Source organism: Luteolibacter sp. Y139, from assembly GCF_038066715.1.
In the GTDB taxonomy this organism is placed as follows: domain Bacteria; phylum Verrucomicrobiota; class Verrucomicrobiia; order Verrucomicrobiales; family Akkermansiaceae; genus Haloferula; species Haloferula soli.
On the sequence record NZ_JBBUKT010000010.1, the window covers coordinates 267,464 to 283,252 of the forward strand.

Annotated in this window: 15 protein-coding genes; 10 read left to right on the plus strand and 5 right to left on the minus strand. The window is 58.0% G+C overall.

Annotated elements, in window-relative coordinates:
• Positions 1-135: 135 nt before the first annotated feature.
• Both WKV53_RS22375 and WKV53_RS22380 read right to left on the minus strand, forming a co-directional pair.
• The gene (locus WKV53_RS22375) at positions 136-366 is read right to left on the minus strand and encodes a hypothetical protein (protein WP_341407041.1); all 231 of its coding nucleotides are present in this window, start codon (positions 364-366) and stop codon (positions 136-138) included.
• 100 nt (positions 367-466) lie between these two features.
• Positions 467-1,117: a hypothetical protein gene (locus WKV53_RS22380; protein WP_341407042.1), complete on the minus strand. Its 651-nt coding sequence runs from the start codon at positions 1,115-1,117 to the stop codon at positions 467-469.
• A gap of 379 nt (positions 1,118-1,496) precedes the next feature.
• Here WKV53_RS22380 and WKV53_RS22385 point away from each other — a divergent pair, with 379 nt between their 5' ends.
• The 3 genes from WKV53_RS22385 (at position 1,497) to WKV53_RS22395 (ending at position 4,073) form a co-directional block, all read left to right on the plus strand.
• On the plus strand, positions 1,497-2,057 hold the full coding sequence (locus WKV53_RS22385) for a DUF1003 domain-containing protein (protein ID WP_341407043.1): 561 nt from the start codon (positions 1,497-1,499) through the stop codon (positions 2,055-2,057).
• Positions 2,058-2,561: 504 nt separating this feature from the next.
• On the plus strand, positions 2,562-3,134 hold the full coding sequence (locus tag WKV53_RS22390) for a hypothetical protein (protein WP_341407044.1): 573 nt from the start codon (positions 2,562-2,564) through the stop codon (positions 3,132-3,134).
• A 702-nt stretch (positions 3,135-3,836) separates the two neighbouring features.
• The gene (locus WKV53_RS22395) at positions 3,837-4,073 is read left to right on the plus strand and encodes a hypothetical protein (protein WP_341407045.1); all 237 of its coding nucleotides are present in this window, start codon (positions 3,837-3,839) and stop codon (positions 4,071-4,073) included.
• 37 nt (positions 4,074-4,110) lie between these two features.
• Here the strand turns inward: WKV53_RS22395 and WKV53_RS22400 are convergent, their stop codons facing one another.
• A complete protein-coding gene (locus WKV53_RS22400) occupies positions 4,111-4,668 on the minus strand; it encodes an MOSC domain-containing protein (protein WP_341407046.1) in 558 nt (185 codons plus the stop codon).
• A 176-nt stretch (positions 4,669-4,844) separates the two neighbouring features.
• Here WKV53_RS22400 and WKV53_RS22405 point away from each other — a divergent pair, with 176 nt between their 5' ends.
• The 3 genes from WKV53_RS22405 (at position 4,845) to WKV53_RS22415 (ending at position 8,531) form a co-directional block, all read left to right on the plus strand.
• A complete protein-coding gene (locus WKV53_RS22405) occupies positions 4,845-6,659 on the plus strand; it encodes an FAD/NAD(P)-binding protein (protein WP_341407047.1) in 1,815 nt (604 codons plus the stop codon).
• A gap of 150 nt (positions 6,660-6,809) precedes the next feature.
• On the plus strand, positions 6,810-7,058 hold the full coding sequence (locus WKV53_RS22410; RefSeq protein WP_341407048.1) for a hypothetical protein: 249 nt from the start codon (positions 6,810-6,812) through the stop codon (positions 7,056-7,058).
• A 621-nt stretch (positions 7,059-7,679) separates the two neighbouring features.
• Complete coding sequence (locus WKV53_RS22415) at positions 7,680-8,531, plus strand: transglutaminase-like domain-containing protein (protein ID WP_341407049.1); 852 nt, start codon at positions 7,680-7,682, stop codon at positions 8,529-8,531.
• A gap of 81 nt (positions 8,532-8,612) precedes the next feature.
• Here WKV53_RS22415 and WKV53_RS22420 read toward each other — a convergent pair whose 3' ends face one another.
• On the minus strand, positions 8,613-9,122 hold the full coding sequence (locus tag WKV53_RS22420) for a hypothetical protein (RefSeq protein ID WP_341407050.1): 510 nt from the start codon (positions 9,120-9,122) through the stop codon (positions 8,613-8,615).
• A 249-nt stretch (positions 9,123-9,371) separates the two neighbouring features.
• Between WKV53_RS22420 and WKV53_RS28740 the strand changes: the two genes are divergently transcribed.
• The 4 genes from WKV53_RS28740 (at position 9,372) to WKV53_RS22435 (ending at position 14,643) form a co-directional block, all read left to right on the plus strand.
• Entirely contained in the window at positions 9,372-9,647 is a 276-nt protein-coding gene (locus WKV53_RS28740) for a glycine zipper domain-containing protein (RefSeq protein WP_375341838.1), read from the plus strand.
• Between the two features lie 869 nt (positions 9,648-10,516).
• Positions 10,517-11,404 carry a glucose 1-dehydrogenase gene (locus WKV53_RS22425; RefSeq protein ID WP_345789671.1) on the plus strand — a complete coding sequence of 296 codons (888 nt, stop codon included), beginning with the start codon at positions 10,517-10,519 and terminating at the stop codon, positions 11,402-11,404.
• Between the two features lie 166 nt (positions 11,405-11,570).
• On the plus strand, positions 11,571-12,347 hold the full coding sequence (locus WKV53_RS22430; RefSeq protein ID WP_341407052.1) for an SDR family oxidoreductase: 777 nt from the start codon (positions 11,571-11,573) through the stop codon (positions 12,345-12,347).
• An 88-nt stretch (positions 12,348-12,435) separates the two neighbouring features.
• Entirely contained in the window at positions 12,436-14,643 is a 2,208-nt protein-coding gene (locus tag WKV53_RS22435; RefSeq protein WP_341407053.1) for a hypothetical protein, read from the plus strand.
• Positions 14,644-14,673: 30 nt separating this feature from the next.
• Here the strand turns inward: WKV53_RS22435 and WKV53_RS22440 are convergent, their stop codons facing one another.
• Complete coding sequence (locus tag WKV53_RS22440; protein ID WP_341407054.1) at positions 14,674-15,771, minus strand: lactonase family protein; 1,098 nt, start codon at positions 15,769-15,771, stop codon at positions 14,674-14,676.
• Positions 15,772-15,789 lie beyond the last annotated feature (18 nt).

Sequence of the window (15,789 nt, forward strand, 5' to 3'; positions counted from 1 at the left end):
CCGGTAACGAGGCCATGACATGCAAAGGAAGGGTCACAGCCTTATAGAGCGGTTATCCCACTAACTGAACGCAATCCTGCTTTCGTGGGACAGGTAAGAATGAAGCCGCGACTCTTCGCGCCCCCAGGCTCAAGTTCATGGGGCCTTGGACAATTTCACTGAGCCGACAGCCCGGGTCTTGCTCAGATCGACGAACACTTTGCCGGCAGGGCCGGGAGGCATGGTCACCGTGAAGTAGCGATCGACGGGGATCCCGAAGCTTGCGCGAACCTCTCCATCCATAGCTTCTCTTGCCTCAGGGCTGACCGAAAATTGGGCGAACATTGCGTCCGACATCGTCCCCACTTCTTGCAGGTGGTCGCTCATGGCCACGAAGATGCTTCCTTCATCGCCGGGCGCAACCGGAGTAGCGCCCGAATTGGGATGCGAGGGATGGTAGCGCAACTGACGCATCGCGAAGGCCGAACTACCGCTTTCTGCGCACGAAAAGGGCGATCATTGCAAACCCGGCTATGCTCGCCATCGCGGGTTCTGGCACGGGCTCCACGGAGAAGGCGGCCTCGTTGAGAGTTGTTCCAAACGAGTCCGCTCCCCAAGTATTCAGAATCATGAACCGGACGTATGAGGCAGTGGTAGGTGAAAAGCTGATCACCTGCGCTCCGGTGTTTCCGCCCCCATCTCCAAGAGAGTTGGAAAACGTGAATGTGCCGGTGTAGTCTGGACTGCTGAATAGCGCGTTGTCGTCCAGCATGATGGTCACCTGGCGAATGGCTGACGGATCGTCTTGAACGGCCCAAACGGCCATTCCGCCGACGGTGTAGGTATCGCCCAGGAAGAAATCGAAATTCCCGGAGTGGACACCGGCAGCGCCCCATAGCGCGGCTCCGAAGCCGGTAACGGCGGTGGGAGCGGAGGCGATGTAAGCGTCGAAGTCGGTTGCCAGGCTCGTATAGCCCGTGGAGAGCCCGGATTGATTGATCGTGTTGACCGCGGGGAAAAGTGCCCCCATGTCGGTCGATACCGAGGACGGCTGCAGAACGACAGATCCAGATGAGGAGACGACGCCGGCAAATGCGAGGACGGTTGCCGCGAGCGCTCGCGAAGCGAATGACTTCATTGGGAGGAGGGTTTGGGGAGGAAGATTCGGAACGGACCAGCCGAGGTTTACGGGGGCATTGCGGTCACGGATAAAACGAGGACAAATCGGGGTCTATCGGCTAACCAGATTTCTGGCTAGGATTTTCGAGATGGTCGACCTCAGCGGAGAAAGGGCTTATTTGAGCATCTCCGTCGCCCTTCTGGCGGTCTTACTTGCCGGTGGTTTTGGCAGGCGAAAGAAGTTCAATGACGGATCCCCGGTACGCGGGAGGTAGATGCCTTTGCCACGGCTTTGAGCCGCCAGAGTAAACGCGCGGTTTCTGTTGCCGTCCCTAGGTAATGTGGAAGCCTAGGCGGTTGAACGACGATTTAAATGTGTTTTGCCCGTAACCTATCCGATGAGTGATCCAACCGAGAAGCCACTTCAAAAAAGCCCGCCGAAAACGGTGGAAGAAATCACGGCCAAAAACGTCCGCTCGATCGTGGAGTTGGAGCAGGCTTCCCAGCGTGCCACGTGGGGTGACCGGCTAGCCGTCAGGATCAACGATGCTTGCGGATCCATGACATTCTTGTGGGCCAATGCCCTAGGCTTCGCGGTGTGGATGACCTTGAACACAATCATTCTACCGCAACCTTGGGACCCATTTCCGTTCAATTTCCTGACACTGGTCGTCTCGCTTGAAGCGATCTTTCTCTCGATCTTCCTGCTGATCGCTGCCAACCGCCAGGCAGAAGTGGCGGAGCGCCGCAATCAACTGGATCTTCAAATCAATCTTCTGGCCGAGCAGGAAGACACCAAAGGGCTTCACCTTCTTCATCTGATCGCCCGGAAAGTTGGCGTTGAAGAGGAGGGAGATCCGGACATTGCCGTACTGGAACAAGCGACCGACCCTGAGACCCTCGTCGACCAAATCGGCAAGATTGAAGAAGAGGTCGAAAACTCGCGTAGCACTCCTTGAAGCGACGCTGCGGCACTGTCCGCCAAGATGCTTGACGGTTTCAGAGCCTGAGCATTCACCGCCGATTCGTAGGATGTTTTGCCGCTTGAAGATGCATTCCGGCAGTCCGGCATGTCCCTGTAGGGGAATTTCCGGAGTCGTTGGAACATCACAAAGTTCGTGCCGATGGGGAGGAGAAGGCTCTTGCCGCTTGGGCCAACAAGTTCTGGGCTCCTGCTTCGACTGCTCGGGCGATTTCCCTTCCAATTCCTCGCGGATCCTCTTCTCGACCGCGGCTTTCGCCCTGCGGTGGCTTCCCGGTTCCGGGATTCGGATCGCTCTCATCGCCGCCTTCATCCGCCTATTAGCGGTCCTTTCAAGGGAATCTCGATCGGCACAATTCTAATGGCATTGTGTAGCTTCAGCATTGCGAGATGCCATACATCAGGTGGGGCGATTCGGGCGCAAAGCGGCAGAATCACGCAGTACCTGCTTCGGCACGCTCATTGCGAAGAGACAGGCACCATGAGCGAAAAGCATTCCGAAAACATTCGCCAGTACGTGAACGACATGATCGGTCTTGAGTCCGATATTTCTCAAGCAATAAGAGGGCAGCTCGAGGACGATCGGGTGACGGCGCATGCAGAACTAGCCGCACTTCTGAACGCGATCGCCTCCGCCAGTGAATCGCGACTGGAGAGATTAAAGAAGATTTCCGGCGGTGTTGGGGGGGCGTTCGGCTCGGCGCTCAAAGAGGGCGTGATGACCGCCACGGGCGTTCTTGCTGGCCTCTACGGGAAGATTCGCGAGCATCCCCTGTCACGGATGGTCCGAGACGACATTGTCGCTCAAACCACGGCTGCGACCAGCTACTCGATGCTTTTGACGTTAGGTCTCACTGCGGGTCACACGGAAGTGACGGCGATTGGGGAAGAGGGACTCACGTCAAGCGCGCCCACTGTCACCCTCCTCACCCGACAGCTACCCGACATCGTAGCGGGGGAACTCGCAAAGGATGAGCCCTCTTCGAACCCAGCAGCTTCGCATATTGCGTTGTCCAAAATTCGCGACGCATGGGAGAGCGCGCCATCGGCTTAAAATATCCGAAGGACAGCAGCCCGTGACCGGCTGGGTTTAGTTTCCGGCCACGGGCGCTTACCATTTCACACGGATACCACGGAAAGCGTTGGTGCCCGCAGTCCCCCCGAACCACGGACACCACGCACTAATGCGATGCCTATAGTTGAAGTGGTCCCGACTGGATGCAATGAACGCACAGAGCGGGATCTACGAATGGCATTTGCCTAAGGGAGCCATCGGTAAAACCTTAGGGGCATTTTGCGGTCTTCGCGTCATGCATCAGTCGCGCACTTGCTGGAGCAAAAGTGGGTCTGCTAAGGCGCGGGATTGTGATGAGCAAAACGACAGGGGATACGCGCGGTCGCCGGTACTCAACCTCCGAAAAGGCAAGGGTTCTCGAATACATTCACCAAGTAAATCTAGCGAAGGGGCACGGAGGACAGGCCGCTGCGCATCGGGAATTTGGCGTCGCACACGTCACCATCAAATTGTGGATGCAGAAGGGACCGGGCATCACAGACTCCTCGTTCCCATCGAGCGATGCAGTGGCGCAAAAGCTTTCGCACATGAGTTCTATTGCAAAGAGAATTGAATCGCTTGAGGGCGCCCTTGCTCGAATGCGGAAGGAATACGAGACGTTGGAGCGGGAACTGTCCTCTCTACACCTCGGCTGAAAAGGCGGCACGGCTTTTGCGAGATGGCATCCCGATCTACGACGCCATGAATCAAGAACCAGAAAACACGATGCCGGTTTATATAAATGCTCTCAGTGATGAGCCCGACCGGAGGTATTTTGTCGAGAAGTTTGTCAGTGACTATCCCGGAACCACCGCTTCGCAGGTTGTGACGGTTCTTGAGAATGCTCCCTCTGCGTTGGGTTCTGCTCCCTCCCAAGAAGAACTGGAGGACTTTGTGAAAGAAGCGATCGGGATCACGACGGAATCCCAGGACCAATAATCCCTTTGGAACATTGATTTGAACAACTCAAAACCGATTACCTTGGTGGGGCATAATTTTCGAGACGGTCTATCCGTAACATTCCAGAGGTCCGCACCTTCGCTCGAAGGCCTCCACGGAAGTTACCCCTTAGGAATTCTTCGCCACCTAGCGCGATCACTCGGTCCATCCACTCGCAAGGACGGCATTCCTGCGAGCCTTCAAATTCGATCCCTTGGAAGAGGAATCGCTTGCCCTTCCATTCTCGTAGATCGACCCCCTCGACAATCAAGTTACGTCGGAACACCGAAGCAGGAAGTTTAGAAAGCTTGAAGTGTCGGCGCACCTCCTCGACCACACGCATGTCGAAGAAGGTGACCTGACCTTTGGCGTCGGGACGGCTGTTGAAGTAGCGGTCCCCAACTAAACCCTTTCCGGCGATGCATTCGACCTCAGGCAAGTCGGAAATGCCGTGCTGCATCCTGCCCTCGCCATTGCGGCCCCAATAGTCATGGCCGGCTGAAACGAAGATGTGAAGAAGCCTCGCATCCCAACGAGGAAGGTCGGTATCGAGTGAGGTCTCGGTAGAGGATTCGGATGGCGATGGCTTTCCCATTAGCGTCGAGAAGAGGTAAGGCAATCAACGGGAGCCATCCGATCCGGCAAGCGGAAAGCGGGTTACTGATCCCTTACGGGCTGAAAAGACGCTTGCGCTTGGTTCTTTTCGCGCTGACGGGGAGGGGGCGGTTGCATGCCAATTTCGAAAGCCAAGGCGTCTGCCACCCTCCCTTTATGAACCCTCGTCTAAACCTCGCCATCGTCGGCAGCGGTCCTTCTGCGATCTATTTGTTGAAGCATATTCTGGATGAATTGCCGTTCCTGAAGCGTTCGCTCGCAAGCATTTCGATCTTCGAAAAAAGCCAGCTCACGGGCGTGGGTATGCCCTATAGTCCACTCACGACCGACCGCTTCAATCTCTCTAACATCGCTTCTGAGGAACTGCCGGAGTTGCCTACCTCGATGGTGGACTGGCTTCGAAATCTGGATCCCGAGGATCTGCGGGCCATGGGTTTGGAAGGAGAGGAAATTAGTGCGGAAAAGATCTACCCGCGGTTGGTGCTCGGGCAGTACCTGCACGCCCAATACCGCGTTTTGTTGGCGAGTTTGCAAGAGAAGGGGATCAAGGTCAGTGAGCATCCGGGTTGCGAGGTGACCGACATCGAGGATCTGCCAAACGACAGCGCGGTGCGAGTGGTGACTGCTGAGGGAGGTATCCACGTCTTCGCGAAGGTTGTCATCGCGACAGGCCACTGTTGGAAAAACGATGACCGGCCGGGTCGAGGCTATTACGCGTCGCCTTGGCCCATCGCGAAGCTATTGCCGGCGGAAGGCGAGTATCATGATTTCCCGATCGGCACGCTGGGCGCCTCGTTGAGTGCTTTTGATGTGATCAGCTCGCTGGCGCATCGCCACGGCCGGTTCACAAGGGAGTCCGGGATCCTGCAATTTGAGCCCAGCCCCGAAGCGCCCAACTTCAAGATTGTCATGCATGCCTTCCATGGCTGGCTGCCGCACCTGCAGTGGGACCAGGAGGAGCCGATGCGAGCAATCTACCGACATGTCGATCGCGAGGCGCTTTTGGGCTTAAGGGACGAGAGAGGGTTTCTCCGGCTGGAAGCCTTCTTCGATGCAGTCTGCCGCCCGGCTCTGGTCAAAGCCTTTCGCAAGGACAGCATGGCCGACATGGTGGCGGAGCTGGCGAGGCCGGAGTTCAAGCTGGCCGACTTTGTGGAAACAATGAGCGACAAGCACGACTACAACAACGCCTTCGAAGGCATGCGCCGCGAAATGATCGAGGCCCGCCGCTCGGTACTGGGGCACAAGCCGATCCACTGGAAGGAGGTCATCGACGACCTGATGTACACCTTGAACTTTCACGCCGACCTGATGCCCGCGGAAGATCACCTGGCTTTTCGCAAAACGGTGATGCCATTCCTCATGAATGTCATCGCAGCCATGCCACTTGAATCCGGCGCGATCTTGATGGCGCTGTATGATGCGGGCAGAGTAAAAATCATCTCCGGGAAGGCGATGGTTGACGACGCTGAGGAGGTCGGAGGAGAGCGCACGACAAAGGTGACTATCCAGGATGAAGACGGTGGAGAGACGACCGCCGAGTATCGCATCTTCGTGGAGTGCGGCGGCCAGAAATTGCTCAAGCTTCCGGATTATCCGTTCCGGAGCTTGGTGGAAACAGGTGCGGCGAGCAAGGGGCGGGTTCGCTTTGCCGATCCCGGTGTTGTCCATGCCTTGGGCGATGAGGTGAAGGAGCACGTCTTCGAGATCGAGGACGAGATCTTTTACCAGTTAGGAGGAGTGAATATAGACGCTGCTTGCCGTTTGATCGGCGCCGATGGGAAAAGCAATCCACGTTTAGCCGACGTGGCTTTCACACACACGTCGGGAATTAGGCCTTATTCGTATGGCTTACAGTGCTGTAGCGATACGGTCGCAATTTTCGTGCAGGCCTGGGTTCAAGAACTCCGAACCAGCGGCGATGTTGAGGAAAAGTCGGAGGAACTCTCAAAGATCTACGAGAAAATCTAACCGGCAGCCATGCGCACTGCTGAGGCGAGCCATGACACGAGGCTGGGGCACTGGCGCTTCCTTTAGCTTGGGTCCGATGAACGGGATGGAATACAATCTCCAAATGGCATGCTCGTTGCGAGGACACTGCTGCCGATTGGCCTCACCATCATGTCTAACGTCCCCGCCTACCCAAAGAATCCCTTGCTTCATGCCGAGGAGGCATCTCCTGTCATCGCTGAAGATTTCGAAGCCGCCAACCCTACCTATGCGGAAGGAAGCGCGCCCGTTGAATCGCGCGACATCGCGCTCTATTCCCCAGCATCGCTTTTGAACAACACGGTCCGCATTCAGCCGGTTCGCGCCCTCCTGATAGCCGCAGGCATTGGTTATCTTGCAGGCAGGTTTGTTCGACTTTGACGTTTGCCTTCGAAGGTTCAGTCGGGTGCGCTCTGCATTCAGGAAGTGCGACTTGCCTTGGAGCGGCATCTGGATCGGAACTCTTTGTAATCCTTGCATACACCCGCGTTGAGGTAGATCTCCCGGCATGAGTCTTGCGAAGGAATTCGTATGACTGAGCCAGATCGCCAGACGCAACCTATTGAAACCCCTTCCGAGCACCCGAATGCTAAGGACCACGGCACCAGCCACGTGGTGAGGAAGGAAGGATTGGGCGGAGCGGTAGGGACATCCGTGGGAGGTGTCGCTGGCGCTGCCGCGGGAGCTGCCGTCGGTGCCCTTGGAGGGCCAGCAGGGATGGCGGTCGGGGCGCTTGTCGGCGCCGGCATCGGCGCACTGGGAGGCAAGCTCGCCGGCGACCCCGTAAACTCAGAGCTTGAAAAGCAGGACGATCCTGAGGGCCCACCGGGCGAGGAAGGTTCCGGTGGTGGAGCAAGCTCTCCCGGATCTCAGTGAAAGTCGTGGGTCTGTTCGCCTAATTGAAAGGCTCCCTCCGCTTGCATGCCTCGTCTACCATCACACCAGTTACAAACGTGCGGAAATCGGGTTAGACTGTCGGATTCGCGTGGTTAGCATTGCCCGATGAATTTCCGCGTCAGTTCCGATCTCAGCTATACTCTTCGTGGGCCCTCCACCTTCTTTTTCGCCATCAAGTGCCTCGCCACGGGTGGTCAGAGAATCCTTAACGAGAACCTCTACACAAGCTTGGAAGTCCCCACGGATGACTTCACAGCATCGGTGGGAATGAATCGCTTTACCCGGATACGTACCTCGGGGTCGGGGGCCATGCAGGTCCGGTATCAGGCAGACGTTGAGACCTCGACGCAGATAGCGGACGTGGCGTCGTTGCTCGCGGATGATCCGGGCAGACTCGATCCGGATGCCGTCCCTTTCCTTTTTCCCAGCCGGTATTGCCAGTCGGATCGCCTGCGGCAGCAGGCATTGGATCTTTTCGGGCATTTGCCGGACCCATACTCGATAGCTTCGGGCGTAAGCGATTGGATCTACGAGAAAGTGACCTACAAGAGCGGGAGCACCAACGAGCAGTCCTCAGCCGTGGATACTTTGGAGCAGCGCCAAGGGGTTTGTCGTGATTTCGCTCATCTTGCTATCGCCATGTGCCGCGCCTTGAATGTGCCCGCCCGCTACGTTTCGTGCTACTCACACCTCCTCAATCCCACCGACTTCCATGCAGTGTTCGAAGTCTTCATTGGAAAGCTCTGGTATGTGTTCGATCCCACCCGTTTAGCTCCGCTGAATGGTTTGGTGCGGGTTGCCACGGGGCGCGACGCTGCCGATGTTTCCGTTTGCACGATCTTTGGAGACCCCATCCTCGAAAGGAGCGAAGTGATATGCAATTCCTTGGATGGACAGTTCGTCCCGATAACCCGCGACACTCTGATGGCGGCTAATCAGGTCATCGCCCTTCTTTGAGCGAGGTGCAAGACCGCTCCTGCCTCGCCCTGGTGCGCTGCTGACATCTGTATCCATAGCTTCCACTCCTTGGGATCACTTTCAGATCCCGTCTTTGTCTGCATCACCGGGAAGCTTCCCTTCGACCTTGTTCCATGCTTCGCGAATGGCCTCCTTGGCGCTCGGCCAATCGAGTCGGGACTTCCCTTTGCGCTCTTCCCAGTCGGTTTGGAGCGCGCTCTGGGAGGTCTCGAAATCGGTGCCATAGCGATTGGGGCCTTCCCAGCCCAGGCGATAGGCGGGAGCGTAGTCCTCGTCGTAGTTCCGATCGGTCCGATAGTATTTGGTCTTCGAGTGATTTTCCCTCCAATGCTCTTCCTCGGCCGAAGGATCAAATTCTTCAGCTGCCGCCTTTCCCGCCGCGGCGCCCAAAACTCCTCCAATCACCGCTCCGGCCGCGGCTCCTGCAGGTCCTCCAATCGACCCCAAGGTCGCACCTGCTGCACCTGCTGCGGCAGTTGCGACTCCCACGCCAATCGGATGGCTGCCCGGCTCGCCGGTGATGGAATCTTCGTTGCGGGCTTCCTTCAGTTCTTCCTCCTTGGTTTTCATCGTTGGATTTTTCGGCTGGTTGAAACCGGACGTGATGCCTTGCACGTCCGATACCTTACGTTGGGAGCGGCAGACGCGTGGTGACACGTCTCGACATGATGCAGAATGCGAGCGACGCAGGGCAGATTGCGGAGTATTCAAGGCGTCCTGCTGTGTCCTATCGCCACCGATCGCCGTATGGATCGACCACGATTCGCAACGTGGACCGGTTCCGGTGGCTGGCACTCCCGATGCATATGTGAGAGTCCTATGAGTGACCCATTGCCATCCAATCCCCATCCGGATTCCGTGCCGCCTCTCTCCGATAGGGCCTCTGAAGTGGAGCGGGAGTCGGCAGACCACGCGTCAAAACGTGCAAGGGATTCTGAACGCATCTCCAGCGCTAGTTGTGACGAGGTTTGCGCCACGACCCGCGCCTGCGAAGCCGTGGACCGGTTTGTCCGGGAACACCCTCTCGTCTCCGTAGGCCTAGCTTTAGGACTCGGCCTGGCAGTGGGGGCATCGCTCCGATTGAACAATCACTGACCTAGCTTTAACCCTCTTCCATATGCCCCATCTTACCGCTACCGAGGAAGCCACGCTCAAGGAGGTGGCGAAGCGCCACGAGCTGTCGGGGGAATCAGTGAGAACCCTTCTGGAAGCCTTGCAACGTGGAGGCGGGACGATGGCCCAATTCCAGTGCGTAGAGTTCGGAAGCGGACAGTGGATGCAGGGAGGGATGACGATGGTTGGGGACATGTTCAACCATTCCCTGAAGGCGAGGGTGAATGCAGTGTTCTCGGAACTGGCCACCGCCCTGTCTCGTGAGGACCTCTTCGAATTCGAACCCGTGGCGAAACGTCATCCAACTTCCTCGGGATGTGGTGGCCGCCGGACCTCGGCACGCCCTCAACCAGCGGATCCCAGAATCAAATACGCTACGGATGGCAATCGATCGAAATGGCGAAGTCACTGTCTATGATACAGGCTCCCACCAGATTGGCGGGGTCAGCCAGCAGCAGGGCTCTTCCGCAAAGCTTGAGTTCTCGAGCCAGCTTGGAGGCTTCACGGCAGAGAGCCTTCCGGTCATTTCTGGCAATGTGAGTAACCGCCCCAGACCTCCCCCTGCGGCCGAGAAGGGAGACCGTGCTCCGGACGTCGCGGAAACGCTCCGAAAGCTTGCAGACCTTCATTCCCAAGGCCTACTGAGCGACGACGAATTGGCAGCCAAACGAAAGCAGGTCATCGACCGGATCTGAGAGGGCCAAATTGCCGCGTGAAATGCCATCGAGCACACGAAAACGAGGCCGATCACGCGGGCCATCGCCGCCAAGTAATCCAGTCGGCTATCTTCGCTACTGTAGTTCCTGAAGAGGGCCGCCAAGAGATGGCGCGCAGGTTGCGAGGGGAGAGCCATGGCGAACAAATCGAAGGACGAATCGGAAGAGAAGCCACAGCGCCCGGAGCAGTCCCAACCTCACCAACCCGGGCGCGAGGCGATAATGCAGCCTCTCCCAAAGTATGAGCATGAGGGCTTGAAAGGAAGCGGCCGGCTTGAGGGCAGGGTGGCGCTTATCACAGGTGGAGACTCGGGCATCGGGCGCGCGGTCGCGGTTGCATTCGCCCGTGAAGGAGCCGATGTCATGATCGTTTACCTCGAAGAAGAGGAAGACGCGCTAGAGACCGCGAATCTGGTGGAGACGCTTGGACGCCGGTGCCGACTTCATTGCGGAGATATAGGAATGAAGTCCGTGTGCGCGGAAGCAGTAGAAGCGACAATTGAGGCATTCGGCCGGCTCGACATCCTGGTGAACAACGCGGCGGAGCAGCACCTCCGCTCCTCCATCACCGAGATTAGCGAGGATCAGCTCGAACGCACATTCCGTACGAATCTCTTCTCGATGTTTTTCCTGACGGCAGCGGCGCTGTCCTACCTGAGGAAGTCGCCTCATCCAGCGATAATTAACACGACCTCCGTGACAGCCTACCGCGGCAGTCCGAAGCTGCTCGATTACTCGGCCACAAAAGGAGCAATCGTCAGCTTCACGCGCTCACTTGCAGGCCAGCTGGCCGATCAAAAGATCCGAGTGAATGCGGTCGCACCCGGGCCGATCTGGACGCCCCTGATTCCGGCAACGTTTCCTCCCGAAGAAGTCGCCACCTTTGGATCTGACTCACCGCTAGGACGCGCCGGCGAGCCATGGGAATGCGCGGAGTGCTACGTGTTCCTGGCGAGTGAAGCAGCCAGCTATATGACGGGCCAAGTGCTCCACCCGAATGGAGGCGAGATCATCAACGGCTGAAAGCTCCATTGGCGGGGGACCGCAGTTCGAGGAATTTCCCTGAGGCGGCGAATGACGAGATGAGGGCAGGAACGGGGCGGACTGCATCGCGCGACGGCGGTATGCTTTGCTTTTTGCTCAAGGAGAAGCGCGTCAGCTTCATTTTCGCGTCGTTTGACCGGGGATCATGGCTGGCACAGAGTTCGCGAGGGAAAGCGCCATGTATCGAGAACCTACCGTCTCTCTTGAAGGCTACCGAATTCTGGTCACAGGCGGCACAACCGGGATCGGGCGGGCCACAGCGCTGGAGCTGGCAACTCACGGCGCGCATGTGCTCATCAATGGGACGGATGCGAAACACCTTGAGGATGCTGAGCAATCGTGCGATGGAGCCGCCGGAAAAGTGGAAGGAATACTGGCAGACATCGGCACCAAGGAGGGCGTGCTTGCGCTGTTCGCGGCTGTCGACGAGCGCTTGGGAGGAATTGATATTGCCGTCCTCAATGCCGGCGTCGCGGAGTCCGGTCCGCTCGTCGATATGACCCACGACGCGTGCAACGAGATCGTGAATGTGAATCTAACGGGCTACATTTCGTGCTCCATTGAATCTTTGAAGCGGATGAAAGGCAAGGGAGGTCAGATCATCCTCATTGGCTCGATGAGCGCCGAGGAATGTGGCACAAATGCGGCCACCTACGTGGCCTCGAAGTCCGGAATTCGGGGATTTTCCAAGTCGCTGCGGCGAGAAGTGAATCCCGAGGGGATTCGAGTTTCCCTCATTGAGCCCGGCAAAGTTGGAACGGACATGCAGGATGCCAGCCCTGAGGAGCAGGAGAAAGCCGAGGAAAATCATGAAATGCTGACGTCCGAGGACATTGCGCGGAGTGTGATGTACGTGCTCAGCCAGCCTGATCGTTGCGACGTCGTCATGCTCCAGATCCGTCCCCGTCTCGAAGCCATTTGAGAGCATGTCGCCACGTGGATGGTGCGCGTGAGGTTGCTTTCCCCATCTACCCTTCATGAAAGGAAACCCACCCTTCACCCGCCATCCGGTGGAGCGTGAATATTTGGCGAGATCCTGGGCCGGGCATTCGCTGCAGCTTCAACATGCCCGGCTACTCGCGCAGCATGGATCATTCCGGATGATGGAGAGTGATCAAGCTGTCTGGCTGATCGTTGACTGCAAGACGGGCGTTTTGGCTGCCTTGCGTCTCTTGGAAAAAGATCCGCACGTGTCGAAGGTGAAGGTGACCGGGGATGGCCCTAATTTCGTATTGAAGACTGCCTGTTTGGTCGGAGACTACGAAATCCGCCTTCGACTGACCGAAGATCCCGTCCCGATGGCACGAGCAACGGTGCGAGTCACTACCCGGCAGCCTGCCAAGCTTGACCCTTCCGCGCGGGAAATCCTGGCAACGGATTTGCGCCATCGACCCTTAGACGAGGGGCTTCTCTTCACGACGCAGACAGGCTCGAATTCCGGGCATGCCTTTGTGGCGGCGAACGATGCGACGGTGTTCTACTTCCAGAATCTCACCGCCCTAGGTCCGTACTCGGCATTAACGGGAGCCAATTTACGGGGTTGCGTGGGGGTGGAGTGGCCGGCGCTCGGTCTGTGCTTACCCAGCGGCGAGCGGCCATTGCCGAAGGGGGTGACGGTCGTCATCTCGGACGCCTTCCTTCGCGTCACGGGAAGCAGCGACCGGGGAGAGGCGACCCGAGCCGTGGAATTCCTCGAGGGGTTGGCGTGGGCCTATCGAAAAACGGCGCCACCTCCCGGGAAGTGGTTCGATTGGACGCGTGCTGCAGAACGTATCCTGGCGGAGCTGGGAAAGTCGCGCGCATGCGTGCGCAAGATCAGGGGCAAAGCGTTTCTCAACGCCTACGTGGGTTCGGATGACAAGCCGCCGGAGAGCATGGTCCAAGCTGCGGTGCAGGTGGCATTGTGCGAGTACGAGGGCTGGCAGCTTGAGCCCCATCCCCTGATGAAGCGACTGGAAGGCAATCTCGAAGCCTTCTTCCTGAAGGATCTGGGCACCATGGCCCGGTGGTTGCCAGGCGAGAAGTTTTTGAAGACGGATCGGGGCGAGGAGCAGGAAACCGAGAGGATGGATTCCTGGTATCTGCTTCACACGATGATGAACCTCGGCCGGCTCGCCGCCTCGGGAAAGAAGGCCGAGCAGAAGCTCTTCCTTGAATGCCTCGAATATACGATAAAAACGGCGCATCATTTCCAGCACGATTGGCCGGTGTTCTACCACCGCAAGACGCTGAAAGTCCTGAAGCGAGAAGTGGCCGAGGGTCTCGGGGGCGAACGCGATGCTGCCGGACTCTATGCCCATGTGATGCTGCAGGCCTGGGACCTCACCGCGGACCGGAGGTATCTGGGGGAAGCAGAAGCAGCTGCCTCAAAGCTGACGGGCCTTGGATTCGGCATGCTCTATCAGACGAATAATACCGTGCACACTGCCGTCGCTCTAGCCCGGCTTTGGAAGGCGACAGGCAACTCGCTCTATCGGGAGCTGAGCTTGGTCTGCATGGCGAGCGTGTTGAGCCATCTCTGGATGTGGGAGCCAGCGCGGCCCGGGAATTCGTGGAGCACTTACATGGGGCTGCCGCCCCTTCACGACGCTCCCTATATTGCACCGTACGAGGAGGCGGAGGTGTTCGCGGCGAGTCGCGTTTATCTGTCTGAGATGGGCGATCAAATCCCCCTGTCGCTCGTGGAACTCTGGGTGGAGTATGGGAAACATCTCATTAGCCGGGCGGCCTACTACCTCCCCGAGATGCTCCCGGCTGATGGAATCTGTGATTCACCTCATGAGGGAGTCATCGACCGCTCCTTGCCTGTTCCCCTGGAGGATCTTTATGCCTCCGTGGAGCCTGCCGGCCAGGTTGGACAAGAGCTTTACGGTGCGGGCTTGGCGCTGACTCTAGCGACGCGAACGTTCCATCGTTGGCACGACGTGCCATTCATGGTCTGGGCTGCGGTGCCCCTGGCAGGAGCTGAATTTTCCGCTGATGGCAAACGGCCGTCGAAGGTCGTAATCCGCTTCAAGTTGGTCGGGCCCGAGTCACACCGTCATGGTCTGCGCATCATTCCGAATTCTCGCCGGCGTGGAAAAAATAAGTTCAAGGTGTGGCGGGAGGAGCCGGGGAAGCGACGGGCCATGCTCAAGCCGGTGGTTACCAAGGACGGCCACTTTGTTTTTGAGGCGGCGGGGAGTGCCCGGATCGAGATCGTCTGGCTGCGGAAGTAAAAGGTCCACCTGCTTCCGCTTCCAGTGCCGTCACTCGAGGAAGATCACACAAATCGGCTTGGGGCATGAGATCGCCGCCACCGCGTTCCCGATCATTCCACTTTTCCCATCCAGTGGCAGCGCAACGATGGTATCTGAATCCTGGTGGGCACAGAGAATCCAGTTGGCGTCCGGCGATATGACGAAGTGCCGCGGGTTCTTCCCGCCCGCAGGGGCAACCAGGATTCGTTTGAGCTCTCCGGATCCGGCGTCTCGCGCGAAAACCGCGATGCTGTCGTGCCCGCGGTTCGAGACGTAGACGAATCTGCCATTGGGATGAATCGCGATCTCGGCGGTGGTGTTGTTCACCACTTCACCTTCAGGCAGCGTGGACACGTGATTGATAGTCTCGAAGCAGCCGCTTCCTGCGTTGATGGTGAGAGCACTCACCGTGCTGTCCAATTCGTTGGCGACATAAGCGTGACGTCCATCGGGGGAAAATGCCATGTGACGCGGACCCGCGCCAGGCACCGATTGCCATACTGACAACGTTTCCCATTCAGGCCTCGCATCCTGGATCGTCCAACACTGTATCCGATCGAGTTCCAAGTCCGGAACGTGAAGCGTCTTGCCCCGGAAGTACACTCCGTGAGGATGTGAACCCTCCTGGCGGTTTGGGCTCGGGCCTCCGCCGATCGTCCGTGTGGAAAAGGTGGAAATAGGGAGACCCCGTTCGTCCAGTGCGAGCGTGTACGTGGTTCCATCGTCGTAGTTTGCCACCGCGAGCGTGGCACCGAATTCATCAATGGCCAGATGACAGGGAGTAGATCCTCCTGACGATGCTTCCGATCTCAGGTCGAGGGAACGGGCATTGATCGCAAACACCGCCACGCTCCCGTCCGGGAACTGGTCGGAGCGGCCTACCGAATAGAGAAGAGGCAGCGTGGGATGAAGACAAAGGAAGGTGGCACTGTTGCCATACCGCGCACCAAGGGTCACCTCACCGAAAGTCGCGGAGGCGGGGTCGAATGACGACAAAAGAATACCGCCGCGGTCTTTCGATTCGCCTTCCACGATGGATCCGATGGCAATCCGCAGGGGGCGTTCAGCTTGCTCTGCATCGATAGGGGGAGCTTGTCGGTGATTCATCGCGAAATGGAGTTGAGA

Coding starts and splice junctions, on each gene's coding strand:
- WKV53_RS22405 (WP_341407047.1), top strand. CDS start 4,845: ATGAACCCTCGTCTAAACCTCGCCATCGTCGGCAGCGGTCCTTCTGCG.
- WKV53_RS28740 (WP_375341838.1), top strand. CDS start 9,372: ATGAGTGACCCATTGCCATCCAATCCCCATCCGGATTCCGTGCCGCCT.
- WKV53_RS22440 (WP_341407054.1), bottom strand. CDS start 15,771: ATGAATCACCGACAAGCTCCCCCTATCGATGCAGAGCAAGCTGAACGC.
- WKV53_RS22420 (WP_341407050.1), bottom strand. CDS start 9,122: ATGAAAACCAAGGAGGAAGAACTGAAGGAAGCCCGCAACGAAGATTCC.
- WKV53_RS22395 (WP_341407045.1), top strand. CDS start 3,837: ATGAATCAAGAACCAGAAAACACGATGCCGGTTTATATAAATGCTCTC.
- WKV53_RS22380 (WP_341407042.1), bottom strand. CDS start 1,117: ATGAAGTCATTCGCTTCGCGAGCGCTCGCGGCAACCGTCCTCGCATTT.
- WKV53_RS22390 (WP_341407044.1), top strand. CDS start 2,562: ATGAGCGAAAAGCATTCCGAAAACATTCGCCAGTACGTGAACGACATG.
- WKV53_RS22385 (WP_341407043.1), top strand. CDS start 1,497: ATGAGTGATCCAACCGAGAAGCCACTTCAAAAAAGCCCGCCGAAAACG.
- WKV53_RS22375 (WP_341407041.1), bottom strand. CDS start 366: ATGAGCGACCACCTGCAAGAAGTGGGGACGATGTCGGACGCAATGTTC.
- WKV53_RS22410 (WP_341407048.1), top strand. CDS start 6,810: ATGTCTAACGTCCCCGCCTACCCAAAGAATCCCTTGCTTCATGCCGAG.
- WKV53_RS22430 (WP_341407052.1), top strand. CDS start 11,571: ATGGCTGGCACAGAGTTCGCGAGGGAAAGCGCCATGTATCGAGAACCT.
- WKV53_RS22415 (WP_341407049.1), top strand. CDS start 7,680: ATGAATTTCCGCGTCAGTTCCGATCTCAGCTATACTCTTCGTGGGCCC.
- WKV53_RS22425 (WP_345789671.1), top strand. CDS start 10,517: ATGGCGAACAAATCGAAGGACGAATCGGAAGAGAAGCCACAGCGCCCG.
- WKV53_RS22400 (WP_341407046.1), bottom strand. CDS start 4,668: ATGGGAAAGCCATCGCCATCCGAATCCTCTACCGAGACCTCACTCGAT.